Annotated in this window: 13 protein-coding genes and 1 tRNA gene; 8 read left to right on the forward strand and 6 right to left on the reverse strand. The window is 70.2% G+C overall.

Annotated features, from left to right (window positions below; genetic code table 11):
* Positions 1-90 precede the first annotated feature (90 nt).
* Both C516_RS0111570 and C516_RS0111575 read right to left on the reverse strand, forming a co-directional pair.
* A tRNA-Val gene (locus C516_RS0111570) sits at positions 91-167 on the reverse strand.
* 50 nt (positions 168-217) lie between these two features.
* Entirely contained in the window at positions 218-1,651 is a 1,434-nt protein-coding gene (locus C516_RS0111575; RefSeq protein WP_018718555.1) for an aminotransferase-like domain-containing protein, read from the reverse strand.
* A gap of 157 nt (positions 1,652-1,808) precedes the next feature.
* Here C516_RS0111575 and C516_RS0111580 point away from each other — a divergent pair, with 157 nt between their 5' ends.
* A complete protein-coding gene (locus C516_RS0111580; RefSeq protein ID WP_018718556.1) occupies positions 1,809-5,318 on the forward strand; it encodes a thiamine pyrophosphate-dependent enzyme in 3,510 nt (1,169 codons plus the stop codon).
* Positions 5,319-5,444: 126 nt separating this feature from the next.
* On the opposite strand, the gene C516_RS0111585 is transcribed toward C516_RS0111580, so the two are convergent.
* Positions 5,445-7,406, reverse strand: coding sequence for a methyl-accepting chemotaxis protein (locus tag C516_RS0111585; protein ID WP_018718557.1), 1,962 nt, complete (start codon positions 7,404-7,406; stop codon positions 5,445-5,447).
* A 150-nt stretch (positions 7,407-7,556) separates the two neighbouring features.
* The gene (locus tag C516_RS0111590) at positions 7,557-8,501 is read right to left on the reverse strand and encodes a LysR substrate-binding domain-containing protein (RefSeq protein ID WP_245558769.1); all 945 of its coding nucleotides are present in this window, start codon (positions 8,499-8,501) and stop codon (positions 7,557-7,559) included.
* A gap of 150 nt (positions 8,502-8,651) precedes the next feature.
* Here C516_RS0111590 and C516_RS0111595 point away from each other — a divergent pair, with 150 nt between their 5' ends.
* From C516_RS0111595 to C516_RS0111625, 7 genes are all read left to right on the forward strand, one after another.
* Complete coding sequence (locus C516_RS0111595) at positions 8,652-9,479, forward strand: DODA-type extradiol aromatic ring-opening family dioxygenase (protein WP_018718559.1); 828 nt, start codon at positions 8,652-8,654, stop codon at positions 9,477-9,479.
* A gap of 52 nt (positions 9,480-9,531) precedes the next feature.
* On the forward strand, positions 9,532-10,542 hold the full coding sequence (locus C516_RS0111600; protein WP_018718560.1) for a glutathione S-transferase family protein: 1,011 nt from the start codon (positions 9,532-9,534) through the stop codon (positions 10,540-10,542).
* A 114-nt stretch (positions 10,543-10,656) separates the two neighbouring features.
* Positions 10,657-11,391, forward strand: a complete 735-nt coding sequence (locus tag C516_RS0111605) for a GntR family transcriptional regulator (RefSeq protein WP_211210617.1) — start codon at positions 10,657-10,659, stop codon at positions 11,389-11,391.
* Between the two features lie 7 nt (positions 11,392-11,398).
* Positions 11,399-12,331, forward strand: a complete 933-nt coding sequence (gene puuE / locus C516_RS0111610) for an allantoinase PuuE (RefSeq protein ID WP_018718562.1) — start codon at positions 11,399-11,401, stop codon at positions 12,329-12,331.
* A gap of 184 nt (positions 12,332-12,515) precedes the next feature.
* Complete coding sequence (gene alc / locus C516_RS0111615; protein WP_018718563.1) at positions 12,516-13,547, forward strand: allantoicase; 1,032 nt, start codon at positions 12,516-12,518, stop codon at positions 13,545-13,547.
* A gap of 5 nt (positions 13,548-13,552) precedes the next feature.
* Positions 13,553-14,047, forward strand: coding sequence for an ureidoglycolate lyase (locus C516_RS0111620; RefSeq protein ID WP_018718564.1), 495 nt, complete (start codon positions 13,553-13,555; stop codon positions 14,045-14,047).
* Positions 14,048-14,135: 88 nt separating this feature from the next.
* Positions 14,136-15,176: a type I glyceraldehyde-3-phosphate dehydrogenase gene (locus tag C516_RS0111625; RefSeq protein WP_018718565.1), complete on the forward strand. Its 1,041-nt coding sequence runs from the start codon at positions 14,136-14,138 to the stop codon at positions 15,174-15,176.
* A 6-nt stretch (positions 15,177-15,182) separates the two neighbouring features.
* On the opposite strand, the gene C516_RS0111630 is transcribed toward C516_RS0111625, so the two are convergent.
* On the reverse strand, positions 15,183-15,902 hold the full coding sequence (locus C516_RS0111630) for a glutathione S-transferase family protein (protein WP_018718566.1): 720 nt from the start codon (positions 15,900-15,902) through the stop codon (positions 15,183-15,185).
* Positions 15,903-15,925: 23 nt separating this feature from the next.
* Positions 15,926-16,672, reverse strand: coding sequence for a metallophosphoesterase (locus C516_RS19400; protein WP_018718567.1), 747 nt, complete (start codon positions 16,670-16,672; stop codon positions 15,926-15,928).
* Positions 16,673-16,867: the final 195 nt, after the last annotated feature.

A 16,867-nucleotide genomic window follows, 5' to 3' on the forward strand; every position in this document is an offset into this window, starting at 1 on the left:
TATACGAGGGGCCACATGCATTTCCCGGCGGATCAGGGGTGCCGGCATAAACAAAGAAAGCATCGCCGAATGGCGATGCTTCCGGAATGCTGGTAGGCGCGAGTGGACTCGAACCACCGACCCCCACCATGTCAAGGTGGTGCTCTAACCAGCTGAGCTACGCGCCTGTCTCGATGCAGGGCGGTATTCTACAGTCTTGCCGCCCGGTGTCAAAGCCTCAGGATCGCAGTGTGCCGGCGGTTTCCACCGCCAGGCGTCCCAGGGCCGCGATCGCCGTCTCCACCGCCTCGTCCCAGGGCACGGCGGCGTTGAGCCGAATGAACTGGCGAAACCCGCCGGCGGCGGAGAACAGGTGACCGGGCATCACGCCGATCCCCTCGGCCAGCGCCCGTTCGTGAAACACCGCCGCGTCCACCCCGCCCGGCAATCCGACCCACAGCACGTAGCCGCCGCGCGGGCGGGTCACCGTCGTGCCCCGGGGGAAGGCACGGCTGATGGCCGCGATGAAGCGCTGCACCTGCTCGGCGTAGGCGCTCTGCAGCCGGCGGATGTGGCGCTCGTAGCCGCCGCTCGCCATGAACTCGGCCACCGCCATCTGGCAGATTGGGGGGCTGCTCACGCTGCTGAACGACTTGAGGAACTCGACGTCGTTCTCGAACCGCCCCGGCGCACACCAGCCCACCCGCAGCCCGGAACCGATGGACTTCGACGCCGAGGAGCAGTACAGCACCAGGCCATGCTCGTCGAAGGCCTTCGCCGCCCGCGGCCGGGTACGGTTGTAGTTGAGGTCGCCGAACTCGTCGTCCTCCACCAGGGGGATGCCGCGTGCGGCGAGCATCGCCACCAGCCGCTGCTTGGCCTCGTCGGGCATGGATGCGCCCACCGGGTTGCTGTTGGTGGTCACGAAGGCACAGGCGCGCACGTCCCACTGCTCCAGGGCGAGGGCCAGCGCCTCCAGGCTGACGCCGTCACGGGGGTCGGTGGGGATCTCCAGCGCCTTCATCCCCAGGGACTCGATCGCCTGGAGCAGGCCCACGTAGGCCGGCCCCTCGATGGCGATGGTGTCCCCCGGACGAGCCACGGTGCGAAGACAGAGATTGAGCGCCTCCTGGCAGCCGTTGGTGATCACCACCTCCCGCGGCGAGACGTGACAGCCGGCGTCGGCCAGCCGTTTCACCACCTCCTGGCGCAGGGCGTCGAGCCCGGGGGCGAACCGCGCCATCACGATCTCGTCGATGTGGTGACGCGCCAGCCGCGAGAGGATCCGCTGGAGCTGGCGGCGGGGCAGGAACTCCGGCGCCGGCAGCGCCGCCCCCAGGTTGAGCACCCCGTCGGCCTCACAGCGCTGGAGCGCCGCAGTGGCCTCGTTGCGCACGGACACGGTGGTGGGCAGCACCGGCCCGTCGCCCATGGGGGGCTCGCCGGTGGCGGCCGCGACGGGATGACGGACATAGAAGCCCGACTGCGGGCGCGACTCCACCAGGCGCCGCGATTCCAGCAGCTCATAGGCGGCCTGCACCGTGGCGATGCTGACGCCACGCTGCCCCGCGAGCCCGCGGATGGAGGGCAGGCGCTCGCCCGGGCGGTACACGCCCTCGTCGATGCGCCGAGCCACCTCGTCCGCGAGCTGGCGATAGAGGACCTCCGTCATGCCACTCCTCCCGGACCATGCAGTTGCCACCAAAAAGACCATTACAGCCGTCGGATTCGGAAACTGTCATGGTTCAATTCACATTTTTTACATCTGCAAGGCCACACTACCCCAGCCTAGACTTCCGGTGAACTGGCGCGATCACGCGGAGGCAGCCATGTCCCGGCACATCCTCAACGGCAATGAGCTGGTCATCCAGGGCGGGCTGGAGGCCGGTTTCTCCCTGTACACGGGCTACCCCGGCTCGCCGCTGGCCGACTTCTTCACCGTCCTCCACGGTCACCGGGACGCGCTGGCCGAGCGAGGCATCCGGGTGACCCTGGCCAACAGCGAGGGCAACGCCGCCGCCATGGCCGCCGGCGCCAAGCAGGCGGGCCGCAGCACCCTGGTGGCCATGAAGTCCATGGGCCTGCAGGTCGCCGCGGACGCCCTGTCCGTGGGCAACTTCGCCAGCCCCGGCGACACCGAGCCCGACCCGGTCACCGGCGAGCCGCGCTGGCCGGGGGTGGTCGTGGTGGTGGGCGACGACCCGTGGTCCATGTCCACGGCCGCCCCGGTCGACTCCCGCTACCTCTACAAGCACCTGCACATGCCCTTCCTGGAGCCGGCCACCCCGCAGGAGCTCAAGGACTGGATCGGCCACGCGCTCACGCTCTCGCGGCGGACCTCTCTGTATGCCGGGGTGCTGCTCACCACGTTCATGGCAGAGGGCGGCGGACGCGTGGCGACCGGGGACTGGGCTGAGGTCCCCGGCGCCGCCACGGCCCTCGACCCGCGGGCGTTCGACCCGGCCCAGTGCGTGATGGTCCCGCCCCACTCCCACGGCGCCGACGTCCGCATGACCGAGGAGCGATTCCCCCGCGTGGTCCCCGCCCTGGAGACACTGGACCTGGACCGTGTCACCGGCGCGGCGGACGCCCGCATCGGCTTCATCAGCGCCGGCTCGGTGTACGAGACCCTGCACCAGGTCATGGCGGACGGCGGCCACCTGGAGCACGTCTCGCTCTACAAGCTCGCCAGCTCCTGGCCGCTCACCCCGGCGCGGCTGCTGCCCTGGCTCCGGGGACTGGACACCGTGGTCGTGGTCGAGGAGAAACGCGGCTTCCTGGAGACCGAGCTCATCGAGTTCTGCCACGACCACGGCGTGTCCGTGCGCGTGCACGGCAAGACGTTCGCGGACGGTGAGCGCGGAGTGCCGGGCTTTCCGGCCCACGGTGGCCTGTCCTACGAGATCATCCGCGACAGGCTCAACGAGCTGACCGGTCTGCTCGGCATGCACGCCTGCCGGCTCGAGCCCGCCGGGACCACCCGGGTCGCCGGCACACTGCCGCCGCGGCTGCCCACGTTCTGCCCCGGCTGCCCACACCGGGAGACCCTGTCACTGATGAAGGAGCTGCGCCGGAGCCTGGAGCGCGAGGGCGTGCGACTGCTCTCCCACGGCGACGTGGGCTGCTACTCGCTGTCCTTTCTGCCGCCTTTCGGGGAGATGCACGACATCAGCGCCATGGGTCAGGGCGGCGCGCTGGCCGCGGGCATGGACAGCTTCGCCGACAACCCCTCGGTGGTCCTGCTGGGGGACTCCACCTTCTTCCACACGGGGATGACGGCGATCTCCAGCTCCGTGCAGATGGGCCACGACATCACCTACATCGTGCTCGACAACGACGTCACCGCGATGACCGGCCACCAGATGGACCCGCGCACGGGCCGCTCCGTCGAGGGCCGGCCCCGTCCGCGCCAGGACCTTAAAACGATCATCCGGGGCATGGGCCCGGCGGAGGTGCTGGAGGTCAACCCCAGCGACCGCTATTTCTACCGCAACGTGCTCGCGGAGACCGTCCGCCGGCCGGGCACCAAGGTGATCATCTCCACCAAGGAGTGTGCGCTCACCTATCACGCCCGCCTGAAGGCCGCCGACCGCAAGCGTTTCGCCGACGGCGAGACCAAGCCCGAGCAGACGTTCTTCCGGATCAACACCTCCGCCTGCGAGGACTGCCGCGCCTGCATTGATGCCACCGGCTGTCCGGGGCTGTCCCAGACGGAGGACGCCTACGGCACGAAGATGACGATCGACCCCCAGATCTGCGTCTCGGACGGTTACTGCACGCAGATCATGGCCTGCCCGAGCTTCGAGCGGGTGCGGGTGATCGACTACCACCCGACGAAGTACTCGGCCCTCCCGGAGGTCGACACGGACAGCGCCCTGCCGGAACCCGCGGTGCGCAAGACCTTCGAGGATGTCATCGCCGGCAACGACTGGCGGGTGGTGGTGACCGGCGTCGGCGGTTCCGGCGTGACCACCATCTCGCGCGTGCTCGCCGAGGCGGCCACGGACATGAACGGCCACGACGGGCTGGGTTTCCGGTTCATGGACCAGAAGGGCCTGGCCCAGCGCAACGGCCGGGTCACCGGCCATCTCACGGTCCACCGCGAGGACCGCGCCGCCGGCCCGATCACCCCCATGGGGACGGGGGACCTGGTCCTCTCGCCGGACCTCCTGGACGGCAGCGAGGCCGTCGGCTTCCTCGCCCCGCACGGTATCGCCGTGGTGGACGAGACCTTCCAGCTGCCGCTGTCGGTCATGCTCGACCGCGGCGAGGACGCGCCCGCGCCGACCGCCGCCGACATCCGCGGCCGGCTTCGTGAGGCGCTCGGCGAGCGCGCCCACCTCGCCGGCGCCCGTGCACTGACCCACCGCCTGCTCGGCCGCAACGTCTATGCCTCGGCCATGCTGCTGGGCGTTGCCTACCAGCAGGGGGGCATGCCGTTCACCCTGCACAACCTCCGCGAGGCCTTCGCCCGCGCGGTGCCGGCAAGCGAGTTCGACGCGAACTGGCGGGCGTTCACCCTGGGCCGGCGATTCGTCGTCGAGGGTGCGGAGGCGATCGCCCGGACCTTCGGCGAGACGGCGGCACACGAGGACCCGCTGGCCCCCCTTCACGCGAGCCTGCGCGACGGCACCGCGCCCTGGGAGCGCAGCGGACGGCTCGCGAACGCCCTCGAGCGGGCGACCGACAGCCTCGCCGCACGCCTGCCGGAGATCGAGCGCGAACACCTCGGCCAGTATGTCCACGATCTGCTGGTCTACGACCGCGGTGCCCGCCTCGACGACTTCCTCGCCGACGCCGCGCGACTGCCCGGGCTGTACCCGGACGCGGCACACCAGCGTATCGCGCTGCGGGCCCTCGCCAGGACCTACTTCATCAAGGACGAGGTGTTCGTCTCGCACCTGCTGGTCTCGCCGCTGGAGCGCGAGCGCGCCCGCCGGCGCTACGGCCACCTCGGCCGCAGCGTGGAGGTGGGGCACATCAACCGTCCGAGCTTCGACGTCGCCGGCCGCAGGATCGAATTCGATCTGAACCCGCGGGACTGGATGCTGCGCACCATGCGTCACCTGCGCGTGCTGCGCCGCGTCCTGCCCCGGTGGCACCGGCGCGAGAACGCCATCGCCCGGCAAATCCGGGAGGAACTGCTGGAGGCCGTGCCCCGCCTGGCCGTGGACGAGCGCCGCCGGCGGCTCATGCAGCTGGACAACGTCAAGGGCTACCGGGAGACCCGTTACGAGCAGGCCGAGGCCGTACTGGGCGCCGGCGCGGCAACCTCCGAGTTCCCCGAGCGGGCGCCGCGCACGGCCGGGGTGCACCGGCCCGGGGCCACCGCCCGCTGACGCCGGCCCTCGGCCGGGGCATGAGGCGGGCAGGCCGCGCCCCAGTGGCCCGCCACCGCGGCGACGGAGCGCGTACAGCGTGGCGGTGGCGCACGGCCACCCGGACCCCGGCAGGGCCGGCCGTGCTCAGACCCTGAAGCGCCCGACGACCTCGCGCAGCGTCTCGCCGAGTCGCGCGAGCTCGTCGCTGGCGGTACGCGTCTGATCCATGCCTTCGGAGCTGCTTCCGGCGGCCTCGACGATCTGGGCGATATTGCGGTTGATCTCCTCGGCCACCTGGCTCTGCTCCTCCGCCGCCGTGGCGACCTGGGTGATCTGGCCGTGGATCCCGGCGACCGCCTCCTCGATGGCCCGCAGGGCTTCACCCGCCTCGTTTGCCCGTTCCTGATTGCGCACCGAGCGTTCCCGGGAACGGTCCATGATCTCCACGGCGGCCGCCGTGTCCGTGGTCAAGCCATCGATGATCTCGCGGATCTGCACGGCGGACTCGTTGCTGCGTTTGGCCAGCGCCCGCACCTCCTCGGCGACCACCGCAAAGCCGCGCCCCTGCTCGCCCGCCCGGGCCGCCTCGATCGCAGCATTCAGCGCCAGGAGATTGGTCTGTTCGGTCACCTCGTAGATGACATCGAGCACAGTACGGATCTCCTGGCTGCGGGCCTCGACCTTCGCCACTGCCTCGCTGGTACGCTGGATATCGGTGGCGAGCGTATCCATCGAATCCCGGTTCTCGGCGACGATGCGGTTGCCGTCACGCGCCCTTTCGTCCGCCTGGGAGGCAGACGTCTCGACCTCGCCGGAGTTGCGGGATATCTCCTGCACGGTCGCCGTCATCTCGTTGATCGCCGAGGCGATCTGGTCCGTTTCGTTGCTCTGCTGTCGTACCACGTCCTGGGTCTGGGCAGCGACCTGGTTGAGCTCTTCGGCAGACGAGGCAAGCTGCTGGGTAGTACCGCTGACCTCGGAGATGGCACGCCGGACCTTGTCGACGAAGGCATTGAACTGCTCGGCGAGGTCCGTCATCTCGTCCCTGCCATGCACAGGAAGACGCTGCGTGAGATCCCCCTCACCCTCCGCAATATCACGCATTTTCTCGGTAACGCTGACGATCGGGCGCGTGAGATAACGGGCGATCAGCAATGCCACGAATATGGCGACGACAATCACGGCAACACCGACGGCCGCCATCTGAATGGTCACCCGGTTGGCCGCCGCCATCATCTCCGAGCGCGGGATCAGGCCGATGAACTTCCAGCCGAGCCCGGGCGACGTATAAATACTGGCCTGGTACGCCTTGCCCCCGATCTGCAAGGCCACGGACCCTTCATCGCGTTCCGCCAGCCGGGCGTAATCACCGCCTTCGAGCTCACCGAGGTTGTGGAAGTTGTGATCGGGATTACTGGGGTCGACCAGCACGGTGCCGGTATCCTCGACCAGCATCAGGTAGCCTTCGTCACCGAACTCGATATCCGCGACGCGCTCGGTCAGCGTCTCCAGCGACACGTCCATGCCCTGCACGCCTATCACCTCGCCCCGCCCGTCGCGGATCGTGTGCTCAAAACTCACGATGGCAACGTCGTCGGTGCTGAAATAGTACGCGTCGGTCATGACCGTCTCATTCGGCGACGCCTTTGCCGCGCCGTACCAGGGACGTTCACGCGGATCGTACCCCGCCCCGATCCGACCCTTCGGCCACTGAACGTAACCACCTTCCTCGGTCGCCATGTAGACGTAGGCCAGCTCCGGATGGGCGGAAGCGAAACGATCGTATGCGCCGAATATCTCGGCCTCCACGTCCCCGTTGTCTTCCGGCGTCATCGACATCTCCCGGGACGTGTCGAGATAGGAGGTCACCCCGGAATCCGCCCTGCGTACTGCCGGGTGGCTGGCCATATACGCCGTATTCCGGGAAATCTGGTCGAAAAACCCGGTTATCACACCGTCGACCTGGCGGATCTCACGCAGGCTCCCTTCGGTGAAGCCCGAGACGGCATTGTCACGCGCGGCCTCGACCGCGATGAAGACCATCGCCACGACGGCGACGATGATCGTGCCACCAAAGGCGAGCATCAGCTTACGTGCGATGGACATGCATTTCCCCGTCTGTTTCAAACCTGCTCCCCGGCCGCCCGCGCACAGCCCCTCGCGGGTGGGAGGCTGGTAAAGTAATCGTCCAGATCCTCCAAATCTTTACCATTCGTCGACTCCTGCTTCGGGGTCGACAACAGACAGGGATGCCGTTCAGTGGTCCCCCGGCCGGGCAGGCGCCAGGGCCTGGCGCAGGTAGGCCCGGAAGGCACGCACCCGCGCCGGCGCCTCGCTGCCGCGCAGGCTGACCGCGTACAGCGTGCCGCTGGCACACTGCCATTCGGGCAGCACCCGGACCAGGTGCCCCTCCTCCAGCGACCGCCGGGCGACTGGCTCGGGCAGCGGTGCGATCCCTCCCCCGGCAGCAGCGATGCGGTGGACACTGGCGTAGTCCGTCGTGCGGACCCCGGGCCGGACAATCACCGTTACCGGGCGGTTGCGCCGGTCGGTGAGCGTGAGCCTGGCCGCCCCCGTGAGCTCCCGGGATACCACCCACTCGTGATCCGCAAGCGCGGCGGGCGTGTCCGGCACCCCATGGGCGTCCAGGTACGCGGGCGAGGCATAGAGCGCGATGGCGAAAGACAGCAGGGTGGACGCCCGGTAGCCGGAGTCCGGCAAAGCCCCGGGGGTCGCCCGCAGGGCGAGGTCGATGCGGTTGGCGGCGAGGTCCAGCGCCGTGTCGGTGAGCACCAGCTCCACGGTGATCTGGGGATAGGCCGCGCGAAACCCGGTCACCAGCGGCGGCAGCACATCCATGCCCAGATCCACCGGCGCGGTCACGCGCAGGTGGCCGTCCGGTACCGAACGCGAGGCCCGTGCCGTCTCCGCGGCATCGTCCAGCAGTCCCAGGGCCTCCCGGGTACGCGCGAAGAACGCCCGCCCCTCCTCGGTGAGCGACACCGCGCGGGGCGTACGCGCCAGCAGCGCGACGCCCAGGCGCCGTTCCAGGCGCGACAGCCGCCGGCTCACACCCCCCTTGGTCTCGCCGAGCCGCTGCGCCGCGGCGGAGACGGTGCCGAGATCCGCAACGGCGCAGAACGCCCTCAGGTCCTCGACGGCCCCGCCAATGGTTTCTGATTCTTCAACCATAAGTTCCATTAATGCCGTCTTACCAAAATATGGAAACTACGGCATGCTGCCTCCCGAATCCAGCGCACTGCACGCGCAATCGAACCGGAGCCCCCGTGCCCCCCGGACCGACACCGTCCCCGCTCCGGCCCGCCCCCCTGAGACTGCGGAGTGACAACCATGAGCGCACCGACACTACCGACACTGTTCATCCCCCACGGGGCGGGCCCGTGCTTCTTCATGGACTGGGACCCCGCCGACACCTGGCACCGCATGGCCGACTGGCTTCGCGCCGTACCCCGGCACGTCGGCCCGCGCCCCCAGGCGGTGGTGGTCGTCTCGGCACACTGGGAGGCACCGGCGTTCACCGTGAACGGGCAGGCCGACCCGCCGTTGCTCTACGACTACGGCGGCTTTCCCCCGCACACCTACGAGCTCACCTACCCGGTGGCGGGCGCGCCGGCCGTCGCCGCCCGCGTGCGCGCACTCCTCGAGGCGGCCGGGCTGGAGACCGCCGAGGAATCCCGGCGCGGTCTGGATCACGGGGTCTTCATCCCCTTCCGGCTCATCCATCCCGATGCCGACGTGCCCATCGTCCAGCTCTCCCTGCGTCGCGGCCTGGACCCGGCGGAGCACCTGGCCGCCGGCCGGGCGCTGGCGCCGCTGCGGCGGGAGGGCGTGCTGATCGTGGGCAGCGGCATGAGCTATCACAACATGCGCCGCTTCCGCTTCGACAGCGCCGGGCTGGACCCGGACTCGGTGCGCTTCGACGACTGGCTCACCGCGGCGGTGACGGGCCCGGCGACGGCCCGCGAGACGGCGCTCGCACACTGGGACGATGCACCGTCGGCCCGTGCCGCCCACCCGCGGGAGGAGCACCTGCTGCCGCTGCACGTGGCGGCGGGCGCCGCCGGCGACGATCCCGGGCGGCGGGTGTTCACCGACGAGGTGCTCGCCAGCCGCCAGTCGGCCTACCTCTTCGGCACCGACGCCCTCGCGGCGGAGTGACCCGGTAACGACGCCCCGCGCGCGGGGCGGCCCGACGGACACGGAGGACATCATGCCCGGACTGGTCGATGGACAGTGGGTGCGCGGCGACATCGCCGAGAGCGAGATCCACGGCGGCGCCTTCGAGCGCGAGCCGACGCGGTTCCGCCGCTGGATCACCCCGCACGGCACGCCCGCACCCGCGGACGACACCCCCCTCGCCGCCGAGGCGGGACGGTTCCAGCTCTTCGTCGCCTATCTATGCCCCTGGGCGTCACGCACGCTCATCGCCCGCCGCCTCAAGGGACTGGAGTCGCTGATCCCCGTGTCCGTGGCGGACGCGGTGCTCGGCGAGGACGGCTGGACATACAGCGAGCCCCAGGATGCGGGGCCGGCCATCGCACCGGTCACCCGTCACCACCAGCTCTACACCGCCACGGAGCCGCGGTACACAGGCAAGGTCTCGGTACCGGTGCTCTGGGACCGTCAGGCGGGCCGGATCGTGAACAACGAATCCGCGGACATCCTGCGCATGCTCAACACCGCCTTCGATCACCTCACCGGCAACCGCCTGGACCTCTATCCGGTCCCCCTGCGCGGGGAGATCGACGCCTGGAACGCCCTCATCTACGAGCGCGTGAACAACGGCGTCTACCGGGCCGGCTTCGCGCGGAGCCAGGCAAGCCACGAGACGGCGGTGCGCGCGCTGTTCGACACCCTGGCGCGGATCGAGCGCCACCTGGACGTCCACCGCTACCTCGCCGGGCGCCACCTCACCGAGGCCGACTGGCGACTGTTCGTGACCCTCGTGCGTTTCGACGTCGCCTACCACGGGGCCTTCAAGTGCAACGTCCGCCGTATCGAGGACTACCCCAACCTCGCCGCCTACCTCCGCGAGCTCTACCAGTGGCCTGGCATCCGCGAAACCGTGAACCTCGAGCACATCCGCGTGGGCTACTACACCAACGCCGCCATCAACCCGTCGCTGGTCGTGCCCCTCGGCCCGGACGTGGATCTCGACCGGCCCCACGACCGGGAACATCTGCCCGGAGAAGGCATCCTCGAACGTCCGCCTGCCCACTGACGGGGGCGCGGGCGTTTCATATTGGGGACAGAAACTGTTCCATATTGTATACAGTCCCTATATCCTGCAGCCCAGAAGCCACCATCGAGCCGGCGGTGAAGGGGCGCCATGGCCATGGAGAGCAACGCCGCGACCCGGGCGGAGCGGACACCGCGCAACCGGGACGACACGATCCACCGCGCACTCAGCGAGGCGATTGTCGATCACCGCCTCGCGCCGGGAGCACGCCTGCCCGAGGACGCGCTGGCGGAGGCCTTCGAGGTCAGCCGCACGAGCATCCGCAAGGCCCTCCAGCGCCTGGCGCTGGAACACCTGGTCACCCTCCGCACGAACCGCGGCGCGCAGGTCGCCAAGCCCTCCCCGGACGAGGCCCGGGAGGTCTTCGCCGCCCGGCGCCTTGCCGAGTGCGCCCTCGTCGACTGGGTCGTGGACGCCCTGGGCGACGATGACCTCACCGCCCTCCACGAACTCGTCGACCGCGAGCGCCGTGCCCAGGCGGACGGCGCGCAGCACGAGGCCATCCAGCTCTCCGCGGCATTCCACATCCGCCTGGCCCGCGTGGCGCACAATGCCCCGTTCGCCACGTTCATCGAACAGCTCGCCCGGCGCTCGTCGCTGGTGATCGCGGTCTACGGCTCGGCGAGCAGCGTCGGCTGCGAGTGTGGCGACCATGGCGAGATACTGGCGCTGCTCGCCGGTGGCGAGCGGGAACGGGCCCGGCAGTGGATGACCCGTCACCTCGAGGGGATTGAGCGCTCCCTGAACTTCGACGGCGAGCGCCGCGAGACCCCGGATTTCAACGCCCTGTTCGGCCGGCACGGCCCGACACAGACAGCCAGCGAGGAGTAACCGCGCCATGGACACCGCACAGGAGACCGCCTACCCACGGGACATGGTGGGCTACGGCCGCCGGCCGCCGCAGGCGGACTGGCCCGGCAGGGCCCGCGTGGCCGTGCAGTTCGTCCTCAACTACGAGGAGGGCGGCGAAAACAACGTCCTCCACGGCGACCCCCACGCGGAGACGTTCATCTCCGAGATCCCCGGCGCCGAGCCCTACGCGGCCCGGCACATGAGCATGGAGTCGATCTACGAGTACGGCTCCCGCGTCGGCGTCTGGCGGGTGCTCGACGAGTTCACCCGCCGGGGCCTGCCGCTGACCGTATTCGGCGTGGCGATGGCCCTGCAGCGCAATCCCGAGGCCGTCGCCGCGTTCCGCGAGGCCGGCCACGAGATCGCCTGCCACGGCCTGCGCTGGATCCACTACCAGGACGTCCCCGAGGCGGTGGAGCGCGAGCACATGGCACGCGCCGTCGACATCCTCACCGAGCTCACCGGCGAGCGCCCGCTCGGCTGGTATACGGGCCGGGACAGTCCCAACACCCGCCGGCTGGTGGCCGAGGACGGCGGCTTTGTCTACGACTCGGACTACTACGGTGACGACCTGCCGTTCTGGCAGCGCGTCACCGTCAGCGACGGGCGCGAGGTGCCCCAGCTCATCGTGCCCTACACCCTGGACAACAACGACATGCGCTTCGCCTCGCCCACCGGCTTCGGCGACGGCGAGCCCTTCTTCCGCCACCTCCGCGATGCCTTCGACGTCCTCTACGCCGAAGGGGCGGAGACGCCGCGGATGATGAACATCGGCCTGCACTGCCGGATGGTCGGCCGGCCCGGGCGATTCCGGGCCCTGCAGCGCTTCCTCGATCACATCGAGGCCCATGACCACGTGTGGGTGGCGCGCCGCATCGACATCGCGCGCCACTGGCGCGAGCATCACCCGTACGCATAGACGGGGCATCGCAGAAATGCCGGTCGCGGGGATGGCGAAAAGAGCCCCCCGTGTCATCGACGGTCATCCACGGCCGCCGTCGGACTACCGCCGGCATGCCCTGCCCGGCAGCACCGCTGCGATCACACCGCCAGGCGGGGAACGGGAAACCGTCCCCGACGGCGAGAGACAACGGAGACCCGCGATGAGCACAGAGCCGAGAATCGAGGCCCCGCCGGTCGAGCTGCCCGCATTTGCCCGCGGGCGCATCAACCTCGCCGACGCCGGCGCCGGTGCCGCCGCGGTGGCGGCCAGCGACGAGTTCTTCGCCCCTCTTGAGCGCATGCTCGCCACCGACGCGCCGGTGTTCTACCCGGAGCGCTTCGACGACCACGGCAAGTGGATGGATGGCTGGGAGACCCGCCGCCGGCGCAACGGCGGCCATGACTGGGCCGTCATCCGCCTGGCCGCACCCGGCGTGATCCACGGCCTCGACCTGGACACCAGCTTCTTCACGGGCAACTTTCCGCCCGCCGCCACCGTCGAGGCCTGCCACTGCCCGGACGGCGACCCGGACGACGCCGCGGCCTGGACCACGCTGCTGCCCACACTGAGCCTGGCCGGCGACCGGCATCACTTTCACGCCGTCGACGACGGGCGCACCTGGACCCACCTGCGTGTGCGCATCTTCCCCGACGGCGGCATCGCCAGGCTGCGCGCCTACGGCGAGGTCCGGCGGGACTGGTCCGACACGGCCATGCAGACAGACGCGGACCTGGCGGCGCTGATGAACGGCGGCCGCGTCGTCGCCTGGAACGACGCCCACTACGGCACCCCGCGCATCCTCCATCCGGGCCGCGGGGTCAACATGGGCGACGGCTGGGAGACCCGGCGGCGGCGCGAGCCCGGCAACGACTGGTGCATCGTCGCCCTCGCCCACCCCGGCGTGATCGAGCGGGCCGTCGTCGACACCGCCCACTTCAAGGGCAACTACCCGGACCGCTGCAGCATCCAGGCGGCATACGTCCCGGAGGCGACCGACGAATCGCTGGTCACCCAGAGCATGTTCTGGCCCACGCTGCTCGACGAGCAGCCCCTGTCGGCGGACAGTATCCACGAGTTCACTGCGCTCGCGGATGACATCGGCGTGGTGACCCACGTGCGCTTCAACATCATCCCGGACGGCGGGGTCAGCCGCCTGCGCCTGTTCGGCCGTCCGTATCGCAACGGGGAGTGACCGCCATGCGCACCCTCACCGCCGAGCCCCTGACCCGCGAGGCGTTCGCCCCGTTCGGCGACGTCATCGCCGCCGATGAGACGGCGGAGTCGTTCCCCATCAACAACGGCACCACGCAGCGCTTCCACGACCTCGCGGCAGTCCAGCTCGGGGGCGACGCGCCCCGGGCGCTGATCAGCATCTTCCGCGGCCAGTCGTTCTCGCCGCCGCTGACCGTGTCCATGCTGGAGCGCCACCCGCTGGGCAGCCAGGCGTTCGTGCCGCTGAACGGCCGGCCCTACCTGGTGGTGGTGGCCCCGCCGGGCGAGCAGGTCGACCCCGCAACGGTGCGGGCCTTCCTCGCCCGCGGCGATCAGGGTGTGAACTATCACGCCGGCGTCTGGCATCACCCGCTGCTGGCACTGGAGTCCACCAGCGACTTCCTAGTGGTCGACCGCGGCGGCCCCGGGGACAACTGCGACGAGCTCACGCTGGCGCAGCCGCTGCAGCTCACCGCCTGAGGGGCCGTCCGCAAACCAGCCAGTGGCCGCGCGCCGGCGGTTCGCGGTATGGTCAGCGGTCATCCATTCGGGAACGAACTGTCTGCCCATGGCCTATCGCATCGCCATCAACGGATACGGCCGCATCGGCCGCTGCGTGCTGCGCGCCCTGGTCGAGCGGGCACGCAGCGGCGGCACGCCGGCGCTGGAGGTGGTCGCCATCAACGAGCTGGGTGACCTGGACACCATCGCCTATCTCACCCGCTTCGACACCACCCACGGGCGCTTTCCCGGCGAGGTGACCGCCCGCGACGGCGAGCTCGTCGTCGACGGCCGGCCGATCCGCGTGTTCAGCGAACCAGAGGCGTCACGGCTACCCTGGCGCGAGCTGGACGTGGACCTGGTACTGGAATGCTCCGGCCAGCCGGGCGAGCGCGACAGCGCCGGCGCCCACCTCGATGCCGGCGCCCGCCGGCTGCTGTTCTCCCACCCGGCGGGCAGCGACATCGATGCCACCATCATCCGCGGCATCAACGACGACACCCTCGCCCCGGCGCACCGGATCGTCTCCGCGGCCTCGTGCACCACGAACTGCGTGGTACCGATCCTCACGGTCCTCGACGAGGCCCTGGGGGTGGAGCACGGGGTCACCACCACGCTGCACTCGGCGATGAACGACCAGCCGGTGATCGACGCCTACCACCGCACCAACCTGCGCCTCACCCGCTCGGCGATGCAGTCGATGGTACCGGTGGACACCGGCCTGGCCCGGGGCATCGGCCGTCTCATGCCCCACCTCGCCGGGCGCTTCGAGTCGCTGCACGTACGCGTGCCCACCATCAACGTCTCGGCGATGGACATGGCCGTTCAGGTGCGTGACGAGACCACCGCGGAGGCGGTCAACGAGCTGCTGGCCTCGGCCGCGGGGGAGCGGCTCAAGGGGTTGATCGGAATCAACCGCGAGCCCGTCGCCTCTATGGATTTCAACCACGATCCCCGCTCCGGGATCGTCGACGCCACCCAGACCCGGGTCGCCAACGGCCGGATGATCAAGCTGCTGGCGTGGTTCGACAACGAGTGGGGTTTTGCCAGCCGGATGCTCGATATCGCCGAGGCCCTGGCCCGGCTGGACACTCCGGACCGGGGCTGACCGGCGTCAGGAGACGCTGCCGGCGGCCGGCCGGGGCGGCACCGGCGCGGTGAAGAACGGCGCCGGCACCGCCTCGCGCTCACAGGCCCGCGCCACGGCGGGACGCGCCTCCAGCGTGGCGAGCAGCCGCGCCAGGTGTGGATGGCTCGCCGGCGGCGGCGTGATGGCGGCTGCCCCCCGCGGGTAGATCATGGCCCAGCGTGCACATACCGCGAGATAGAAATCGCACACCGACAGCCCGCCGGGCAGCAGCCAGTCGCCCCCGTGCGCGGCAATGGCGTCCTCCAGCAGGGCGAAATGGCCGGCGACGCGCTCCGCCGTCGCCGCCCGGATCCCGGCAACGGCGTCGGGATCGCCGGTATAGCGATGGGCGTAGAAGCGCACCCGCAGATCCGCATGCAGGGTGTTGGAGAGATAGAACAGCCACTTGTAGCACTCACCGCGTGCCGGCGTGGCCACCGCCGGGGCGAGCGCGGCATGCCGGTCGGCGAGCTGCAGGACGATCGCGGCGGTCTCGAAGAGTACCTCGTCCTCCCCGGCCACGAGGACCGGTAGCAGCCCCTGGGGGTTGAGCCGTCGGTACGCCTCGCTGCGCTGCTCGTCACGTCCGCGGTCGACGAGCACGTCGCGGTAGTCCACGCCGAGCTCCTCCAGCACCAGGCGGACGATCAGATTGGCGCTGTCCGGCGAATAGTACAGGCAGTAGCCCCGGGCCTGTTCAGTCATCTCTGTACCTCGGGATTGGCGCGTCACCCGATCCCGGGCGCGCGGATGTCGACGATGGAGAAGCGCGGGCTGTCGCCCATATGCCGCGCGCCCGCCTCCGGCAGCCAGCCCCCGGTCTCTATCCAGTACCGGTTGGCGATACGGCAGGGCGACAGCCCGGGCATCAGCGTATGACCATGGAAGACCCGGCAGACGTCCGGCAACGGTCCCGGCGGTTCGCCCCCCGCCGCCCGGCCGCGGCAATGGCCGGCCGCCTCCCGGGACCAGATCGCCTGGTAGCGCACGCGCTCGCCGGTGTCCGGCGCCGACAGGGCGGCGGCGAAAGCGCCCCAGTCCGGGAATGCCGGCGGCACCTCCGCGTGCACGATCCCCACCCGCCCCTCGGGGGTCTCCACCTCCAGCGCCCAGGGCATGCGGGCCAGCGCGTCGACCAGCGCCCGCGCCTGTGTCGCCGTCAGCCCCCCGAGCCAGTCGTGGTCCTCGCAGCGGTACGGCAGCCCCTCGGGTGAACCCTCCTCGCCGACGGCATGCAGAACGCTGACATCGTGATTGCCGCGCACCGCGTGGAACCAGGGCTCGGCGAGCAGGTCGGGGACGAGCTCCGGTTCCGGCCCCCGGTCGACGAGGTCGCCGACACAGATCAGCCGGTCCCGTTCCGGGTCGAAACCGCAGGCCCGCAGCCGGCGGTACACCGCGGAGACCGCGGCGTGGATATCACCGATCACGTAGTCACGTCCCCGGCGGTTGGCGGGAAGCCGCTCGACGATCATGCCGCCTCCTCGGCGCTGCCGAGCGACGATGGTAGCGCCCGGCGCACGGTGCCGGCCAGCCACAGCGACACGGTGTAAGCCCGGTGCAAGTCGCACTCCATAGGCTGCAACAAGGGCAGGTGCCGGCCCATTGCACCAGTGGCGACGACTGTCGGTATCCACGCCCGCAACGAAGAAAGAACAACCGTCATTACA

Origin of the sequence: Arhodomonas aquaeolei DSM 8974 (assembly GCF_000374645.1) — a bacterium.
GTDB classification, from domain to species: Bacteria; Pseudomonadota; Gammaproteobacteria; order Nitrococcales; family Nitrococcaceae; genus Arhodomonas; species Arhodomonas aquaeolei.